This window comes from Mesorhizobium sp. M0633 (assembly GCF_040320645.1).
Taxonomy (GTDB): domain Bacteria; phylum Pseudomonadota; class Alphaproteobacteria; order Rhizobiales; family Rhizobiaceae; genus Mesorhizobium.
On record NZ_JAMYQC010000051.1, the window covers coordinates 1 to 18,630 of the forward strand.

At 56.7% G+C, this 18,630-nt stretch carries 11 protein-coding genes and 2 pseudogenes; 2 read left to right on the forward strand and 11 right to left on the reverse strand.

All coding sequences use genetic code 11. The annotated features are described in order from the left end of the window. Positions 1-140: 140 nt before the first annotated feature. The 11 genes and pseudogenes from NKI47_RS32050 to NKI47_RS32100 form a co-directional block, all read right to left on the reverse strand. Entirely contained in the window at positions 141-1,868 is a 1,728-nt protein-coding gene (locus tag NKI47_RS32050; protein ID WP_352595309.1) for a hypothetical protein, read from the reverse strand. A 129-nt stretch (positions 1,869-1,997) separates the two neighbouring features. Beyond that, the gene (locus tag NKI47_RS32055) at positions 1,998-2,456 is read right to left on the reverse strand and encodes a hypothetical protein (protein WP_352595311.1); all 459 of its coding nucleotides are present in this window, start codon (positions 2,454-2,456) and stop codon (positions 1,998-2,000) included. A 716-nt stretch (positions 2,457-3,172) separates the two neighbouring features. After that, a pseudogene (locus NKI47_RS32060) lies at positions 3,173-3,406 on the reverse strand (IS91 family transposase); the annotation flags it as partial. Further along, on the reverse strand, positions 3,340-3,816 hold the full coding sequence (locus NKI47_RS32065) for a tyrosine-type recombinase/integrase (protein ID WP_352595314.1): 477 nt from the start codon (positions 3,814-3,816) through the stop codon (positions 3,340-3,342). The pseudogene NKI47_RS32060 and the gene NKI47_RS32065, both read right to left, overlap by 67 nt. A gap of 170 nt (positions 3,817-3,986) precedes the next feature. Next, positions 3,987-4,349, reverse strand: coding sequence for a hypothetical protein (locus NKI47_RS32070; RefSeq protein ID WP_352595317.1), 363 nt, complete (start codon positions 4,347-4,349; stop codon positions 3,987-3,989). A 1,281-nt stretch (positions 4,350-5,630) separates the two neighbouring features. Further along, a complete protein-coding gene (locus NKI47_RS32075; RefSeq protein ID WP_352595367.1) occupies positions 5,631-5,840 on the reverse strand; it encodes a transposase in 210 nt (69 codons plus the stop codon). Positions 5,841-5,846: 6 nt separating this feature from the next. Further along, positions 5,847-6,035, reverse strand: a complete 189-nt coding sequence (locus NKI47_RS32080) for a hypothetical protein (protein WP_352595319.1) — start codon at positions 6,033-6,035, stop codon at positions 5,847-5,849. Then, positions 6,035-6,241, reverse strand: a complete 207-nt coding sequence (locus NKI47_RS32085; RefSeq protein WP_352595321.1) for a hypothetical protein — start codon at positions 6,239-6,241, stop codon at positions 6,035-6,037. The genes NKI47_RS32080 and NKI47_RS32085 overlap by 1 nt, the downstream gene beginning before the upstream one ends. 762 nt (positions 6,242-7,003) lie before the next feature. Beyond that, positions 7,004-7,356, reverse strand: a pseudogene (locus tag NKI47_RS35280) (IS110 family transposase); the annotation flags it as partial. Between the two features lie 427 nt (positions 7,357-7,783). Next, positions 7,784-8,215: a hypothetical protein gene (locus tag NKI47_RS32095; protein ID WP_352595324.1), complete on the reverse strand. Its 432-nt coding sequence runs from the start codon at positions 8,213-8,215 to the stop codon at positions 7,784-7,786. Positions 8,216-8,305: 90 nt separating this feature from the next. Then, positions 8,306-16,540, reverse strand: a complete 8,235-nt coding sequence (locus tag NKI47_RS32100; protein ID WP_352595327.1) for an RHS repeat-associated core domain-containing protein — start codon at positions 16,538-16,540, stop codon at positions 8,306-8,308. A 609-nt stretch (positions 16,541-17,149) separates the two neighbouring features. Here NKI47_RS32100 and NKI47_RS32105 point away from each other — a divergent pair. Continuing rightward, entirely contained in the window at positions 17,150-18,133 is a 984-nt protein-coding gene (locus tag NKI47_RS32105) for a hypothetical protein (RefSeq protein ID WP_352595329.1), read from the forward strand. Between the two features lie 19 nt (positions 18,134-18,152). Further along, positions 18,153-18,605 (forward strand): hypothetical protein, encoded by a 453-nt coding sequence (locus tag NKI47_RS32110; protein ID WP_352595332.1) that lies wholly within the window; start codon positions 18,153-18,155, stop codon positions 18,603-18,605. The last annotated feature ends 25 nt before the right edge of the window (positions 18,606-18,630 follow it).

The window sequence follows — 18,630 nt, forward strand, 5'->3', positions numbered from 1 at the left end:
AGTTCGATCGTCGCCGCCGCGAACTCGTCACCTCCGAATCCCTTCGGAGCCAGTGAATCATTGCTGCGGTCCGGTGGCGAGGGCCTTTTTCAACAGCCTGCTAAACGTTCACAGGGGTCCAGCGGCGGCTCGGTCTTGTGTCAGAATAGGGGATTCAACACCTTGTACACGTGGCTTACGCCGGTCTGGTTGCTCCTGTGGCACAAGAAGCAGTTCGATCCCTTATCTCCAGCTTGCGTTCCCTGCTGGTAGGTTTCCATCGTGCTGTTGGCCAACATGCTCGTACCCACCTGGTTCGAGGCGGTCGGAGAAGCGCCGCCGATCGTCCAGGTCGCGCCAACGAAGACGTAGTTGGCGCGCACATCGCCAGCAGCCAATTGGCTCCGCACGCTATTGTTGATGGCGATGATCTCGGTGTTTGAGGCGGTGTCGGACCCGTCGATCGGGTTCGGAGACACGCCAGACACCGCCCCCCAAGTCTTCCAGCGGATGGTGTTGCTCGGCGCAATGCCTGACGGGTCATCTCCTGGAATGATATCTCCGGAATCAAATCGCGCCTTCAGGGCGTTGAAAACGCCGGCTGGATTGTCGGCACTGAACAGCCATGTTCCTGAGCTCGGCTGAGCGACGGTCTTTGTATTGCCGGCTGTGTCGAGATACGTGTAGGCACCGGTTGGCACATCGTCGACATGCTCAAAAGTCGCCCAGATCATCTCGGGATGGCCCTTTGCGCTGCCGACAACGTGCATTCCGACCATGGCAAGCGACACGGTTTTTTGACCATTCGGTTTCCACTTCTTGGGATCGGACATGTCAAAGGTTGGCACCGTCGCATCCATGGTAATGTATTTGCTTGCGTCAGCGACTGAACTCGCGTCGACCCATGACGTCTTAAGTTCGATGGCCAACGTTTCCGGAGCGGCAATGATTTTCTGATTTGCTGTGGCGAATGCCGCGATCTTGTCCAGATCACTCGGCGTGACAGGAAATTGCGTCGGTGCGGGACTGATTCCGCCGTTGGCGGCCCCCGTCACCATGTAGGCGAAGACGTCGTTGACTGTGGTGACATAGTAGACCAGCGAATTGTTTTGCGAGATTAGGACCCCGTCGCTGTTGGCCTGGCCCACTTCCGTCTGGATCACATCGCCTGCAGCGTCAACCAACAGGTCTTTTCCGCCGACGCTCAGTTTTCGCGCAATGCTGATCTGCGCTCCGTCCACAGCAGTTCCTGCAGCGGCGGCGGGGAGATCGGGAAACGCCTCGATTTTCGTGCCGTCTGTGCCGAACAGGTTGGGCTTGGTCTGCCCGCTACCGACTTCCATACGCGCCAACTCGCTCACTTTACCGCTCAAATCTTGGACCAAAGGTCCACCTTTTGGTCCAGCGGGTGGTGTGACGACCTCAAACAGTTGACCGGTGTTGGACATAACCACCGGCAGATCGTTCGGGCCATTTTGCGGAGTTCTGATGCTCGCAATGCTCAATGGCGTCGAGGAATGCGGAATGAACTTTCGGTGGTTGCTCTCATCGAGGGGGGAAACGTCGAAGAATGCGGGCGACTCGAAGACCTTTCCGCTGCCGCCGAAGCGGGACGTGGTCGGCGAGGCGAGCCACAAAAACATTCGCTCCGACCATTGGTAAAAGCTGCAGTTTGGTGTGTCCGGGAAGTTGATGCTGTCCGCGGGCCCAATTGTACCGTTGAGGCTTACAGAGCCTGAGTCGAACCATGATTTGAACATCGGTGGATCGACCACGCATGTGGGCTTCGCATCCGTCGGCAGGGCCTGCGCCCGGACTTCAGCCAACGGCGAGAGCGCCCCAACACACAGGCAAAGGATAGCCGGCACGAAATGTAAGGTATGTCGCATGAGAAAACTCCTCCAGTCAGGTGCACCATGCCGGGCTTATGTCGGCCGCCCGCGTTCAAATATTCTGACGAGTCCACGCCAGTGACCCATCGAATTCCGGCTGTTTGGAATGAGTGCCTCGATTTTGAATTAGGCGGGCGCTCCGTTCGTTATCCACGTCGCTATGGTCGTGAGTTGTTGTTTATTCGCCAGCGTTGCCAGCGGATCGGAATCAACATCGGGCATTTGGCTCAGGGATGAACCGTCAAACGGCGGCTGCCCAGCTAGAGCCAGGTACAAATTCGAGGTTTCGGGATGCCCCGGAGTGACAAGCCGGCCATCCTGCCCCCAATTCGATGTGTCAAAATTGACAAAGCCATCGCGCGTGTCGGTCGGAGGCTTCCGCCAAAATCGCATGTGCGGCGCGCCATTGATGTTTGCATCAGTGGGAGGCACGAGAGTGCCCAGCAGGTTCTGAATATCCTCAAAGCTTGGCTGCAGCGTTCCGGCCAACGGCAGCACTTTGATCTTCGGCGAGGTCACCCCCTCGATTGGCTTCAGGCCTTCCTTACCCGAATTGGTAGCACTCGAGCGTGGCTTCTTGGTCATCGTTTGCTTCCTTGCCATAGCGCAGTTCTGGTCGCCCGATCATCTGCCAGCAGGTAGAATGCTCTCGAGAAGGCGTTGATATCTCGGAATGAGAGCGAACTCGCCGGCGGTACCCAGCAACACAGTCAATACAGAGGACCTGCCAGAATTTCTCGCGTGGCATCAATGTCCTGGTCAACTGTCCGATCGGACAGGTGACGCATTTTCTCGTGGCTGCGACTGTCCTTCAGGGAAGGACAGGGGTTGCGCTGTGGTAAGCACCCATGTCGCCAATGCGCTACAAGCACCTTTACAAGAACGAGTTCGAGCAGTTGTTAGGCCGACGCCTTGCGCTGCGCGGCTGTTCATATGGCCGGCATGGCTGCCGGTAGGAGACGACCCGGGAATGTCCGGTTTGCAGGATTTTGGCACATGGTCGCGAGCGACCGGGATGCTGTTTCGGGTGCCGTCAGGCGTACGAAAGTCTCTCATGCAGGAACCGCGGGCCGCACGCGGTGAGCTATGGGGATTTGTGTTTCGGGGTGTGCCAGCGCTGGGGCGAACTTCCGCATAGGATGCGGTGGGCATGTCGTGGAAGCGGCTTTTGGGCCAGGTCGCAGAGCCTGTATCGTTGATTCCGACGGGATTGGTGTGCGTGACGACCGGCGCCACGGCAACGTGCACATAACATCCCGTTGACCGGCGCGCGGTCGTACGAGCAACTTGGCCATGCCGGGTCATGGAGCGTTCTCCCGGTTCGGCGCTCTAGAGGCAGGTGGTGCACGAGGCTGGCACCACCGTTCGAACCCCTCGATGACGACCATGCGTCCGCCGCAGCAGGGGCAAGGCGGGCGGACGTCAGCCGGTTCTTCCGGAGTGTCGTCTTGGGGCGGCGGAGCGACGTTCAGCAGTTCGCGCGCGAGTGCGAGGCTGGTTTTGCGGGCGCGACCTCGGATACGCGCAGGCCCGCGCCATAGGCGACACCGAGCGCGGCCTTGTACTTGATGCCTGGCGCCGCTTCGAGCAGCCGCGCCGCTTCCTCAACGCTCAGCACATCGGGCAGCTTGCGCGCATATCGCGTGACCACCAGCGCGCGCGCCAGATCGCGCCGCCTCAGCGTCACCGTGAACAGGAATCGCAACGCCGAGACCGCACCGTTGATCGTCGCCGGGCCCAGGCCGTTCTCATGCTGGCGCAGCTGGAAGCGTCGGATGTCCTCGGCCGTCGCGGTGTCGGGAGCGCGACCAAGGAACGCGGCGAAGCGCCGGACATGACGAACGTAGTCCTGCTGCGTATGCGGTCCCAGACCCCGCATCAGCATATCTTGCTGCATGCGCTGGCGAAGCGGCGTGGTCGGAGCATCGGTCGACAAGGTAGCCATGGCAAGTTCCTCTCGTTGAAGGGAACTCCATGGTCGGATCGCGGGCTCTACCCGCTCAAGGCCTATGAATACCGCGCCATCTCACAACCAGGCGACACTCCCGCGAAGCGGGTTCGTGCTTGCGGCGCATAACAGACATTCAGCAGCTGACCGTCCGCACGCCGGTCGTATCATCGTTTCCACATCGTCGATCGAAGAACAGCCTGCATATGCTCTGCGAGGTCGAGTTCGCCGCGCGCCTCGATCTCAAAAAGATAGTGGGCCTTGGCCAAGCGATCCGCTTCCTCAACCGCAAGATAGCCGCAGATGGCGAGCCGCGCCCTCTCCTCTTTCTGGCTGGCCCTGACGCGGTCGCGGCTACTGCCGCCCGTTTCATGCAAAGCTTCGCCGAAGGACGCGTATGCTGTCTTGTGTACCTCAATCAGCGTTTGCAATTTCTTGGACGGTTCTGGGTCTTGGCCCGGCGGCTCTGTGACGAGTGCAGTTGCCGCAACCGTCGAGGCGGCGACTGCGCTGCTGGAGTGGAAGAGCAAGGCGCGACGGTTGATCCTGGACGTGGCAAATTCTCCATTTGCCTCGAGGGCTATCGAAACTATGACGTAACACCATCAGACCCTAACATGCCGGTTTGCACATTCGTGTCAGGATGGAAGGTCCCATGTCAGCCGACAGCCACTGCGGCTGGGGGATGCGCAGCGCCCGCATCTCGGACAGGATGCCGCGCCCTACAAGCCGCGATGGAAGCTTGGATCGGGGCAGGCTTGTCGCAGCCGGGGCGCTTCCATTGAGGCCCTGAAGCCAATGCATCTGCAGCGCGGCGGAGAGCGCCAGCCGACAAGCCTGCGCTCGGCCGCCATCCCGACGCTGGCGATGTCGGCTGGCGCTCCGGGCCGCAACGAAAACCCCCCAGACAGTCGTGCCGACCGCCGATCGCGAGTCGCCGCAAGCAACGTTGACGAGATTCTGATCCACCAGCTCAGTTGCCTGTCGACCAGAGGTCACCGAAGGACACGCGTCCCCATCTGAGAACTGGATTGTCTGTCGAGCGACTCGCTGCCGTCTTTTCTGACTACGCCCCTTCCCGGCCCAAGCCTCCTCAACTGCGGCCGAGCCGCCGCACACTGCACTAAGTCGCGGAAATCGCCGAGAAATCGTGATTCTCGCAATCTGCAGTAAACATCCACACATTGCAAAATCACCCTCTAAGTTATTGAAAAAAACCGTCCAACCGTAGCGCAAGGTGCGCCCTTTTATCGTGCCGCCGTAATTGGGCGACTGTTCCTGATCTTTGTCGCCACTGTCGTTCTCCTTTTCTATAACTGCGATATTACGACAGCTCGGCGCGCCACGCCACGCCGCCGTACGCGCATGGAAGCCGGGGAGTCCGTGCAGTCGTTCGTGCTCGATCCCGCAAGGCCTGCGGACACACATATCCGCGTCGGATTGGCAGGGCCACACATCCAATCACGCGCGATCGCCACCTCTTTAAGGCGATCGCCGGCAAGATATCGTGCTCTCTGCATCCGCTTCGATCCACTGTCTTCGCCGCCGCGCGGGCGGAACTCGTGTCGGCGCCGGGCCGTCAAATCGTCGTTCGTTCGTCGCTCAACCTGCGGTCATGCTGTCGCCGTCGCACTCAGGCCCTGGCCGGCATCCGCCGCTTTCTTGTCCGAAAGGCGGAAGGCAGAACCGTCGATCCACATGCGATCGTCGCCAACTTGCGCGCCACGGCGACGACGGCGCGCTTGTGACCTCGTTTAGCGCCAACCGCGTGCCCCAGGCCCGCAGCGTGCTGTGCTTCTTCGAGCGTGTGATCATCGCGCTCGCCGCCTCGTAGAGCGCGGTGCGGAGCTCGCCATCGCCGCGTCTCGATATGGCCAGCGCGGTCGATCGAGGTGCCCGACTGTTCGCGTCTCGGCGTGAGGCCAAAATGCTCGCCGAGCGTCTTTTGACCTGGCAAAGCGATGCGGATCGTCCACGGCGGCGAGGAACGTTATCGCGGCCGCCGGACCGACACCGGGAATCTCGCATCAGCGTCGGCACAGCTCTTCCCGGCCAACCAGCGGGACCAGCAGCTTGTGCAGCTTGCGATATTCTTCCCACAGCACCTGCCAGCATGTCAGCATGCTTTCGGTCGCCACCTCGAGCAGCGTATCTCCGGCAATCAGTTTCGCGGATACGGTCGACAAACGAGCTGCGCTGGCGCGCTGACCGGCCATCACCCGAACATCTTGAGTGAGTGACGGACCTCGGTCTCGATATCCATCAGCTTGCGTTTGAGCGTGCGCCGATGCGCCAGGAACAGTTTCATCCGGTTGGCTGCGTCGCTCTTGGCGTGCACCGGCTTGAACCAGCCCGAGCGCACGAGCTGCGCCAAGCCCCGTGCGTCATTGCGATCCGTCTTGTAGCGCTGCGCCTCCAGCATGTGGGCCGAATGATGCGTCTCAGCAGCACCATCAGAATGCCGCGGGCCTCAGTTCGCGATGCAGCCAGGCCGACCATCACGTCGCCTCGTGACCGACCAAATGCCAGATGCAACCTCGTCGCATACGGCTCGAGCACGCCGAAGATCGCATCGGGATGGATCGGCACGCTCGTCTCCAGCACGATCGTGCCGTCGCGGCTGTTGACGATGCAGGTCGTCGTGGTGGTGGCGGAGGTGTCGAGTGCGGCATCAAGAATCATCGGAAGTCTTCCTCTTCGTCGGGGTGACCGGGGATCACCATCCTGCGGGTTCTGCCATCGAGGGGAGCGTCTGGGTGTCCAGCCCAATTACGGTCAGTCTTAATCTGTTGTGTTTTGCGAGACTTTGGCTCCATCGTCGTTCCTTTCGTTTTGTGCGACAATATACGAATCTATTCTCTGCGCTACGATCCGGCTTTTTGGGCGTCGAGTTCCGATGCGCCGCGCAGTCTTCCAGTCTTCCGCGCCCTGCGATGGCGTATTTGGGCTGCACGAAAGCAGCGCTCGAACCGTCGTGGCGCACTTTTCCATCGGACTGACGGAGCATCGTCACAGGCAATCGAGCGCGGTTCGGCCGTCTCATCGTCGGCGCGGCCGCACGCAGGATAACGTGCGTTCCGTCGTTCCTGGTCTGCATCGGTTCTCATCCACCGGAGCGGATCTCCTGTTCAGATGGCGTCCGTCAGTTTGCCGACGCCATGCGTTTCAGCTGCCGTCGCACCGCTCATTGATACGCCCCCAGAAGCTTGCTGTCCTTGATATGCGCTCTCTGCGCAGCGTCGACTTGGCTCGCGGCCGCATCGCCAACCTAGAACGTGCCGTCCTCCACATAATGGCATAATGGTATGGACGGGCCGCGTGCATTATCACCGCCAGCTTGCGCGCCGCAGCGACACAGGCTTTGCGATGCCGGGAGCGTTTGGCGATCTCCCGGCCCAGTTGTTGACCTTGTCCCTGCCCTTGAAGCGCGTCATCAAACCAGACGCTGCCTCATAGAGCGAGCCGCACGTCCGCATCGCGGCGTTCGAGATACGGATACTCGATCGCCGTCATGAACGAGAGCGCCGTCACCGGGCCGGCCGCATGAGGCCAGAAAATAAACCCAGGACTCTCCATCAGGCCGAAGGAGATTAGGGTCTCAGGTCAAGGGTCCAACGTATCAAGAACCGACTTCCCGCTCGGAACCCGACCTCCGGCTGTCGCTACTTTAGCATGCGGGCACCGAAGGAGGCGGCAGGTTAAGCAAGCCGGCTCACGTCCCAACCAGGACTGAAGTCGATCAGCCTTTGTATATGATTCGGCGTTGCATACTTCACGAATGGGATGTTGGCCATAAGGTCCGCGCAGGTCGACAATTCACGAAATGGCTTGCATGCAGCGGTTACGAAGAAGTCGTCAGCCGTGACGTCCTTCAAGCCATATTTCGCGAGCCCGTCGACCACTTCCCGCTTCGATACTCCATCCTTGACTCCAATCAGAAGGCTTCCCACTACATTAGGGAAAATTATATGTTCTCTACTGCGCGCCCCGATACTCCTGAGGGTAATTGGATTTTTCTGTGGGAAGCCGGGATCGCCGTAAAAGATCGGTTTCCACAGGACGACGCCCCAACGAGGCTATCGAAGCCAACGTCGAGTACGAAGACAAATTCGGGTGGGTAGATAACAGCTAAGCCGGCGCTGGTCTTTTCCACTCTCGAGGTAACCGCAACTTCGGCGATCCCTTGGACGAGATAGAGTTCCGTCGATTTGACGGCGGGGAGCCTCTCGTCGAACACTTGACAGGCCCTGTCGGCCGCATCGGAGATTTGCTCCATAAAATTGGCAGGTGGCGGTGCGGAAGTTCCGGTCGAAGGTCTGCGGGAGATCATCACCGCTCCCGAGGGCGGATCGAACGACCAAGGAAATGGCCAGGGCAACGGCATTCCTTCACTCATATCAGCCTCCTATGAGCGTTATCGGACGAACGGACCAGCGTTGATTTCGCTTTGCTTTGGGTAATTCACGTATGAATGTCCAACTCCTAGCTAGAATGGAACCCAGCTGTCGCCGCCGCTCTGCTGATAGCGATATCCACCTTCCTCAAAGCGATTACCCACCCCTGTGCCGAAATCGTAGTAGCCGCGGGACCCAAGTTCTCGACCGTAGTCCATGATCATTCGATAGCCAAATACCTCATACTGGTAGGTGTGGGCACGCTCATGAATGTACGCAAGCTGCAAGCCTTGTGGAGTCCAGCCCCCTGGTTTCGCTGCTGGGTACAGGATGGAGTTCCCCAATGTAAATGGGTCTGAGGAAAACGCGATTCCCTTGAACTGGATCGCATTGTTTTCGAGTGAGATCGAGCCTGTTCCCCACCCTAGCTGAGATATCCCGACCATGGCGGTGCCCGCTACCGCGCCCGCTAGCGTAAGAGGCAATGCGTTTATTTTGCCAATTATTCCGGTAGCCGTTCGCACAGTCGACTGAAGCCCACCAACGAAGCTGGCCGTGCCCCCGGTTAGGCCTGAGGACCAATTGTAAGAATGGCTGTCGATGTACAATTGAGCGAATGTGCCGGACAAAGCACCGTTTGCGAATTTCTTCCCTTCCAATTCGGCCACGGCTCCACTCAGTGTTGCCCGTGCGGCCACCCGAAGCCCTGTTGATGGAACACTGCTAATGTTGGGCGAGACGCCACGGGTCAGCGCGCCAACAGCGAAACCTTTCCAGTAGTCCCCCCCCGCCATTGCGGCTTGCATGCCGCCTAGATGACCTTCAGCAGCAATACTTCCCCAACTACCGGCGCTAAAAGAAGTGCCGACGCCGTATCCAATACCGCCCATAATGGCTCCGGTGAATCCGCCGACTAGGACGTCTTCAAAAGTGCCGCCATAGGCCCAAGCCATACCGGCCCCCATCACGGCACCACTCAACATAGCGGCCGCGATTGGAGACAGTGTTCCGCCTGAGAAAACCGTAATGGCAACCGCAGCTGCGATGACGACGACCTGACGCCAGTTTTCAGACAGCCATTTCCCAGCGTCCTCAAGCCCGCGCCCTATTCCGCGAGCAGCATCTCCTATCGCATTCCCGACAGCGCTGGCCCCGTGTTTGATATCCTCCCAGCGATCGCTGAGCCAACCGAATCCAGTTGGATCAATGAACCTAAGAGGGTTGTTTGCCGAATAACCGTAAGCATTTGCTGATTGGGTATTAAAGACAGCCTGGTTTATAAGATCCACTGACGTGAACATTGAGATTGCGCTGTTGTAAACCCGTCCATTCATGTGGATGAGCGAGAATCCATCCATATGTTCATGGCCCGTGAATCCTCTGTCCCAGCTATCGTCAAGCTTCTTGCCAGGACGGGGGGTGTTCGGATCGCGTACGAAGACAGTTCGCTTGCCCCAAGGGTCGTACCAGAATGCAGCGGCGACCCGGTCTGTCTCGTCGGTGATCTTGATGACTGAACCCAGTTGGTCTTTATGCAGATACCAGACTTTGGTCGTTTCAATCAGGCTTCTCGGAATTTCAGACTTTGGTTGCGAAGGTCTGACGCCAGCCATCTCGCTCAAGACGTCCGAGTACTCACCATTAATTTCTACCGTTGCAAATATACCACCGCTATTGGAGAGATAATGGCGATGGCGGGTTAACTTCCCACGCCTCGCATCTGTTAGGGGGCCAATGTACTCGGTTTCCCTCTCATAGGCGCCGAGATAGAGTGTCTCTGTCGCTTCGATCCCTGTGCGCGCGAACTGTCGATATCGCGGACCAGTTGGTCCATAGTCGAAGCGTACCCACCTGGCCTGGTTCGCAAATAGCAGCTTCATGCTGTTGTCGGACGTGTACTCAAACGTTCCAGTTGGCCCGCGAACCATGTTTCCGTTTAGATCATAGCCATAGGTGTCTCGCGTACCTCCTGACTTCGTTGCTTGAACGGCATGAAATGGTTTCGCATCAGGATCTTCGCCTGCTAGCGCAGGAGTTATCGGAGGAGCATAGCTGTAGTCGCCAACTCCCGACTTAAACGTGATGCGACCTGCCGCATCGAACGCATAGCGCTCTCGAGCGCCGTTTGAGCGAGACATGACGACGAGACGATCGAGTGCGTCATACTCAAAAGTCTCTGAAATCGGCGTTCCGGGGTGAACGCCAGTCGCTTCTTTCCGGCTGGTCAAATTGCCGACAAGGTCGTACTTGAGCGTGAGATCAAGGACTGCGCCCTCTTTTTCCTGGCCCACGTAGATCGTTTGAGGACGACCGGTTTCTGGCTCAAACGTTCGGGCAGTTGTGAGCCCGTTGCCATACGTCTCCGCCGTAGTTCGACCGAACTCGTCAACGTTGAGGACGTTCCAATAGGTGGCGCGTCCATTTGAGTTGCGGACTGAAGTCAGAAAGCCCTTTGCATCGTAGACATTCTCGATCGCAAGGCCACTTGGATAGGTCGTACCAGCTATCCGACCAAGCCGGTCAAACTGCGTAAATGTAGCAAATGTCTCGTTGGCAATTGTGACAGACCAGCGGCTTTGACGGCCAAACTCGTCATAGAAATAATCCTCGCGATAACCGTCTGATCCTCTGACCGACGCTATTTTACCAACGCCACGGGCTCCGGAATCATACTCCCACCACGAGGTTGCGTCGTTTAAAGCTTTACGAACGGGCCGTCCCAGCAGGTCGTACTCGATTGTCGTAATCTGGTTTTTTGCGTCCGTTTGATGGACTAGTTGACCGAATGCATCGTACTGGTATTTCCAGCGTCCCATGTCGGGATCAGTAGTTTCAATCCGTTGACCTGTTTCATCATATAAGTGTCGCGTCGTGGCGCCGGTTGGGCCGACGATGGTCAGCAAACGATCGCCAGCGTCATAAGAATAATGCATCATACCGCCAAGTGAGTCTGTGACTTGAACGGGTAGGCGGCGCATATTCGTTTCGTTAGACGCCCGCCTTCCCAATGGGTCTATAACAGTCGTTACGAGCCCTCCTCCTTTCTTGGAGGCATAGACGGTTTCAGTCGCTGCACCATTGGGTGAGATAGTCTTCTTGAGCCTGCCCAAGCGATCGTACTCTGCAGTCTCCCAAAAGATGCGATGCCCGCGGTCATATGGCAGCGTCGAAGAAATGGGCCGACCAAGAATGTCAAATATGCCGTCGCGCTGAATAGATCGCCTGGAGCTTCCATCGCTGGTGAAGCCCTCTGCGATGGTCCTCAGCAAGCGCCCTTTGTTGTCGAGGAGGCGAATAGTCGGTGGCAAACTGGCAGTCTGCATACGTGTGGCGTACGCGACCGCGAGACTAGCTATTGCTTCCGGGTCATGAAGTTCGGATGGCAACAACATGTCTGACAAAGAGACTATGCCTGTAGGAGAAATCTCCTTTCTGACACGCCCGAAGCCATCGTATTCAAATCGGGTTGTCAGCCCATTTGGACCTGTCGTTGAGAGCGGCGCGCCAGTTGTCAGTTGCGGAGTTGTTTGGACACGATGCCCCAAAGCATTGATTTGCGAGGTGGGAAAGCGACCTAGGGGATCGTAGATGGTGTGCGTGATTCGAGAGGGCTGACGAACGGCGCCAACTTCAGTCGAGACGACGTTTCCAAACTGGTCCCGCGTATAGTCGGTCCTGACGGCAATGTCCGGGACATGGGCGTTAGCAATTTCGAACGCTAGAAGTCCCGTTATCGCATCATAACCGAACTCTGCTACCCGTGTTTCTTGGTATCGGTCATTGGCGCGGGGCTGGATGAGATCGCCGGTCTTTACTGCTACGGCCTTGGTTAGGCGGCCGAAGAACCAACGTGCTTCATCATCTTGCGCATACTCATTGGACGTCCGAATGGACGTGCCGTCACCCCGTTGGGTTACGGTTTCCAGCATGTTCTGCCGACGTTTCAAGATATCGGCAGTATCATCATACGTGAAGGTATCAGTTTGCGTCGAGACAAGTCCACCATCAAGCTCAAACGTGCTGGTCTGCGCGCGCGCAAGGCTGATTTGACGGATTGTGTGTGATGGAAGTCCATTTGACCCACCGACTACGCCTTCCTTCAACGTCCAAGATAACGTCGATTCCGCGAGTTTTCGGATCGCTTGCAACGGTTGAGGTATGTTCGACGGACAAAGATTGTTCCAGAACACATCCGAGGGCCGTGCGAAGTCGCGAGACACTGTTGGGCGTTTCAACTTTTCGAGCGGGACCCAGCAACTTGCCTCACGAATAGGACTGCTTCGAAAGTTGATGTCCTGAAGCAACTCTGTGCGCGTCAGCAATTGGCTCTCTGGCGCCTCATTGTAGCTTTCCCGCCAACCAAATCCGAGCGATCGCATGGCTGGGCCGTGCATTCGGAACTCGCCATATCTGTAAGAAAAGGCGAGTTGGCGGCCGGCCCCTTCGTCGACGATCGACCGGCGTACTACATAGCTTGCGGGCACGGGCGATACGATTGGATATTGCGCTAGCGGTCCCGGCACATAGACGGCATCCCAAGGCGCAACTGTGGTTGCTTCTGGCACGGCACGTCTATCCGGAATGGCTTCGAGCAACGTCTGGTAGAAGATTGTTGTGACGAGACCGTAGCCTGTATCGATCGAGGTTAGCACATCTGATCGGCGCCCCGCATTCAGTAGGACCGGCGCCGCGGGAATGGTGTTACCAGCGCCACTGGCGAAGGATTGCAGTACGTCTAAAAGACCATTGCCATCGACATCGAACAGACGAACGCCTTGATCGAGTCCATTCTCGTCTATGAAGCCAGGCACACGTTCAACGAGTTTCTTGTCGGCAGTAATCCAGGAAGAACCATTATTGAGATAGACACCAGCCTCCTTCTGGCCAGCGGACACGATACGCGAGTAGATGATGTCCAATAGGCCGTCACCATTGACATCGATCAATCTGAAGCTTGGGTCTCCATCGCGATCGGCAATTGCCTCGATCGGTACCTTCCAGCCTTGCCCTCCTTCGATGAAGCCACGGCCAGTGGAAAGGAAAGTCGCAGAGGCGTTGGACCCGCCATTGCGTTTTGAGAAAACAATGTCAGCAAGACCATCACTATTCACATCAGCCCATTGCACAAGCGCGCGACGATCTCTGAGAGGTTCATCAAGATAAAGCCGACCTCCTGATGGCATACTTGGCAGCCTCAGATTCGCCTCTAGCCGCCAGCTATGGCCTGTGTTGAGCCATGTTTCGAAGACATCCTTCGTATTGTCGTAGGGGTGCTTGAAACCAGCAACGACGTCTGCGAGTCTATCGCCGTCGATGTCAATCAGCTGGACGAACAGGTCTCGAGTGCGGTTACCAGTTGCAGCTTCCTGGGACACGAAGGGTACGGGCGGGTCGTAGTCCTGAGATCGTGCCCAGGAGGTGCCGTTATTGAGGAAGGCTGCAACTCGAAAGAGGCCACGATTAAGTTCGCAGATTTTCTTTCCATTTTCAGTTTTACATATTTCAACGGGCTCGTTCCCGCCGGACGAGGCCTTCGGTGGAAGGTATCCGACGAGAATATCGGCGCGACCATTGCCGTCCAGATCTAAGAAGCGAACGCCCAGGTCTCCTACCCCCTCCGCGGCGAAAGGGTATCCGGCGGGTGGAGCTAAATCAGACGCAACACCCGGCGACTTTTCTTGAAGAACCCATTTTCGGTCAAACCTCGGATCCCATTCACGCCCTGCAGCGCATATCTTCGTATCGTCAGCAACATTTGGATCGCATTCGGTATTGCGATAGAAGCCGCGAACTATGCTGTTGTCAGCCTTTCTGAAATTGTAGAGCATATCGATGAAGCCGTCGCCATCGACATCGACAAATTCGACAGGGTTGCCAGTTATCTTGTCGGATGCGAATGCTAACGGCGGGATCAACCCGGGCGAGGCCAGCCAACCACGGCCAATATTGATGAAAGCTCCCTTGGAGTCCTTGTCCTTTTCAGGATTAGTTACATCACGGTTGTAGACGATGTCAGGTAGCCCATCGCTGTTGAGATCGAGGAGACGGATTCCACGATCCTGCTGATCAGCGCGCGCAAAGGGTACCTTTGGGCCGTAGTCCGGAGTCTCAGTGAAACCGTTGCTGGATCCTCGAAATACGCGACCTAAGCCCTGTTCGGAACCTGCTGGCAGTACGATCTCGGGAAACCTGTCACCTTCGAGGTCGCCCACAAAGGCCAGTGGTTGTTGAGCATTCGGTGTTGCATCCGCTAGAACGGGAGGCTCGAATGCTGCGTTTTCGCTCCAACTGGTGTTCGTTTGCAAATAAGCGAACTTGACGGCTGGTTTTCCCTCAAGAGCGCGGTTAGCGATGACGTCGACTTGACCATCATTGTTGACATCGACCACGATGGCGGACGATTCATCGCCGTCGGACGTCACAAGATCAAACGGCGGCTCTTTGTCAGGAACGGACACCCACCCCGATGACGATGCTACAATTGCCGCGCGAAAGCCTCCATTCTCCTCGGTCGAAGCGATCAGGCCTCTGCACGTACTCCCGGAGTACTGTACCTCCAGGAGCGCTTTCGGGTTGATCGTTGGTGGGATAAAAGAGGTTGGTTGGAACTGTGAGCTGGTCTCAGGGATCCATCCAGTTGGAGAGAATCGGAAGACGCGCCAAGCCGAAGCTCCAGCTCCGTCCCGTTCAATTGCCATCAGCTCGGGCGATCCGTCACAATCGACATCGAACAAAGTCGCAAAGGGAGCAAGGGACACAGGCGGTACTAGGTTTGGATCGCTTCTCCAGCCAGTCGATGTGTTCTCTAGAAACCCTCTCTGCCCTTCCGACTCGTACAGCAGGTCAACCTTTCGACCCGAAGCAAGTACGCCTGATAAAACGATCGCTACACGCTTACCCTCGGCGCTCAGATTGAACGGAAGTCGATAGTCTAGCGAAGGTTGATCGGCCGGAAGCCAACGATCCTTTTCAGCAACATAGGCGCTGCGTACCGCCGCCGCGTCCTTGGGCCTGTGACTCTGGAGGAGATCAATTCGATCGTCCCCATTCACGTCGATCAAAAGCGCTCCGAGGTCATCTCCATCGGTGTTTGTAAATGCAAACGGCGGCTTGAACGCATCGATGCGATCCCACTGACCATTGCCCTTATTTTGATAAGCAAAAGCATCTAGTTGACCGTCAACTTGCGCCGCTACAAGCAGATCCGGCACCCCGCTGGCTTGCTCGGCGACCCGTACAAAGCGATAGGCTCCAGCGAGCTCGTGGCGGTGGGCGAACGCGATCCCCTGGGGCAAACTGTAGCGATCATCACGCCATTCAAAATCAGGGCCGCTATATTTGAAGCTTGTCGGCGTTATCTCAGTGTTGTCTTCGCCGAATTGTCGTATCTTTGTGAGGACGAAGCGGTTAGCCGTGGTTGGGCGGTCCTCGTATTCAAGCGTATATTTTGAAACTTGCGACCATGAGGGGATGGGGAGCGATAGATCACCGGTGACCAAAGCAGTGATCGAAGAGAGCCTTCTCTTTTTCTTTAGAACATGACCGGCAACATACGCCTCGATTGTTCTTGACGCGCCCTCGTACGAAAATTCCACAGAAGCAAAGCCGGCTCGCTCTGAGGTGACTGCACCTGTTCCGTCAACCCGACCCCTGCCCGTGTAGCGGATGCTGGAAATGTCATAGTCGCCGTCTTCATCATTCTGATACTCGAATGAAATGTAGTTTCCTGCGGTATCAAAAATATACGAAACCGCCTGGAGAAGCGTCGGCCCCGCCCCAAATGATATTCTGCTTTTTCCCTCCCCGTTGAAAACAAGTATAAGGCCGCCTTTGGTCCTCGCGATAAATCGCGATGAGCCAAAATCGGCCCCAAACTGGACAATTTGACTTTGATCATCGACTTCCTTCCGATATTCGATGCGGCGGGCATCGCCTGATCCTGAGACCGCGATAGGCACCAGACGCTGTCCATCAAGGAATAACGCGTCAGAATCCTCCAATCTCACGCCATCAACTAGACCATCAAAATAGAGGCTCCTTGGGCCGCGCGTTATGGCGGATAGACCCGCAACAGACCACCCTGCACCGAGGGTGCCCCCCGGTGACTGCGAATCGTATGACAAGGCAACCTTCGGCTCGGTTCCGGCTGATCCCGGCGCCACCCGAATTGGAATATTGTAGATAGCGCTGCCGGATAACGTAACATCGAAACCGCCGGCAATTGTTCCTACTTCTTGCCTAGCCTGCGCCTTAGATTCGTTCAGTGGACAAAATGCGGCAAAGAGAGCAATAGAAAACACGAAAGCGGCGCTTGAAAACACGTTCATCGAGGCCCCTCCCCCATCTGTCAGCAGACAATACACCAGTTCCTTAGAAAATAAAGGGATACTGAGAAGTGTTTCCAAAGGTTCAACTGAATTGTTAACTTGTCCATCTTTGACGATGTTTTTATTTGGAAAGATGGCCCTCTAAGCGTTTCAGTGCGACGCGTGACCAAACCGGCGATAAGGTCGTATGTCTCCTCCTGTAGTTGTTGGGCGCGTGGCGAGCGGTCTTCCAGTTAGGCATCGAGAATGAGCAACTCAACCCGAGGCCAGAATGCGAAAAACGCGCGAGGTGCGTCACCCTTTGAAAACTCAGAGAAACCTTGGTGAACAATTGATCGGAGATCCGTCGGACACCGTTGGAAAGACTGGAAAGCATTACGCTTATGAACAAACGCTTTGTTAGGGGGACGATATGTCCAAAGTAACTCTGTCAGAAAGCCTGGTTAGAGCGTCACTTTTTCTTTCCGTGCTTGCACTATCGCTGGCCGCATGCACCACGCCGTATGTTCCGCCGCAGGTCGATGAACCGGGTCAGCCGACAGCTTCAAGTTTCGGTGGCATCATGAACTTCGCGAAACAGGAAGACCTGCGGATAGTGTGGGTCATGGAATGTGTGAGCACAAAGAGAACTGGGCCGACAATCGTCATTCATTGATTCAACAGGCTATCGACATCGGTCCCTCCACGCCTCTGACGCTGAGAAGCCCCAGCGGCGCCCTGCGCAAGACATTTTATCATCACGTCCGCGGCCATTCTCTCGAGATGCGCTTTCTAGTCTGGTCGCCGCTGGCAAAGGATGCGAAGGTCGCTATCGCCTACGACCATAGACGGGATCTGACACGGGCGAGCTTGAATAGAGATCTAAAATGGGGACTGATAGATGACTGCTTCTCCGACGCTGTCATCTACACTGGAAAAGCCGGGGATCCGACAAGGATGTGGGTTCGCTCTGAAATCTGCGATGCGCTTGGTGGAAATGTATCATATTCCGGCCGGTGCCTGATCGATGACGGCAAGCCACGCCGTAGGACCATATTTGTGGCTGAGAGTTTGGGCAGCAAAATACTGTCCGATGCGATTGTTAAAATTTGGCAGACCGCTCCGGCAGCGGACCAATCGAAGATCGCCCAACGCCTCGGCGACGTCCAAATGGTGTTTCTGCTGGCAAACCAGATTCCGCCTCTAAACGCTGCAACCTATTCCTCAAAAACAGCGCGAATCGCCGGCAACAAATCCATCGATGACTCCAGCGGAACAATTCTGGACGTGTTGACCATTGCCCGCGCTCAAACGAACAAGGTCTTCGCGGCCGAACCTTCGGACCCTGTTCACATTGTTGCCTTCACAGATCCGAATGACTTGTTGAGCTATCGACTCTTTCGAGGCCCTTATCTGCCGACTGACATGATCATAACGAACGTGATCGTCTCAAACGACAAGACCTACTTCGGTCTTCTGGAACGGCCGGACACCGCCCATTGCGGCTATGGCTGGAACCCGGCGGTGATCGCCACCGTCGCGAAAGGGTACGATGGAAAACGAGTAGGATCTATACCGGTAAAGGTCCCACGTTCGTGCGGTTTAGGCGGCTGACAGGGCGCTGGAACGTATCTTGATAAAGGGAATGATTCTTGCGCCGGAAGCGACCGAACAGCCGATCATCTCTAAAATCCATGCCTTGCGCCATGTTCGTGCCATTGCCGAAGTGGTGGCAGGCATCGGAATTTCGCTGTCGTATGTCGCGGTAAAAAGGGTACTCGACGCACTGTGGAAAGACGATCACATTGACCCCGACCCCGTAACCATCCGGTGTGGTCTTTGTCGTACGGATACTTTAGTTCTTCGCCTTGGAAGCACTGATGGTGACCTCGACGCAAGCACGGACAACAGTGCCCTCATTGCCGCCGCCGTTGAGGGACAATTTCCCGGCGAACATACGCAATGGGCGGTCAATATCGTCGGCAGAAGAGCGTCCGAAAAGAGCTGTCGGCGGCTCCGTCGTGGGAACAAAAAAAGAAAGGGAAGCAGAACTTTCGTGTGCGATTTAGCACACAACATCTGGTAACTAGCTGATTATACTTAGATTTCTG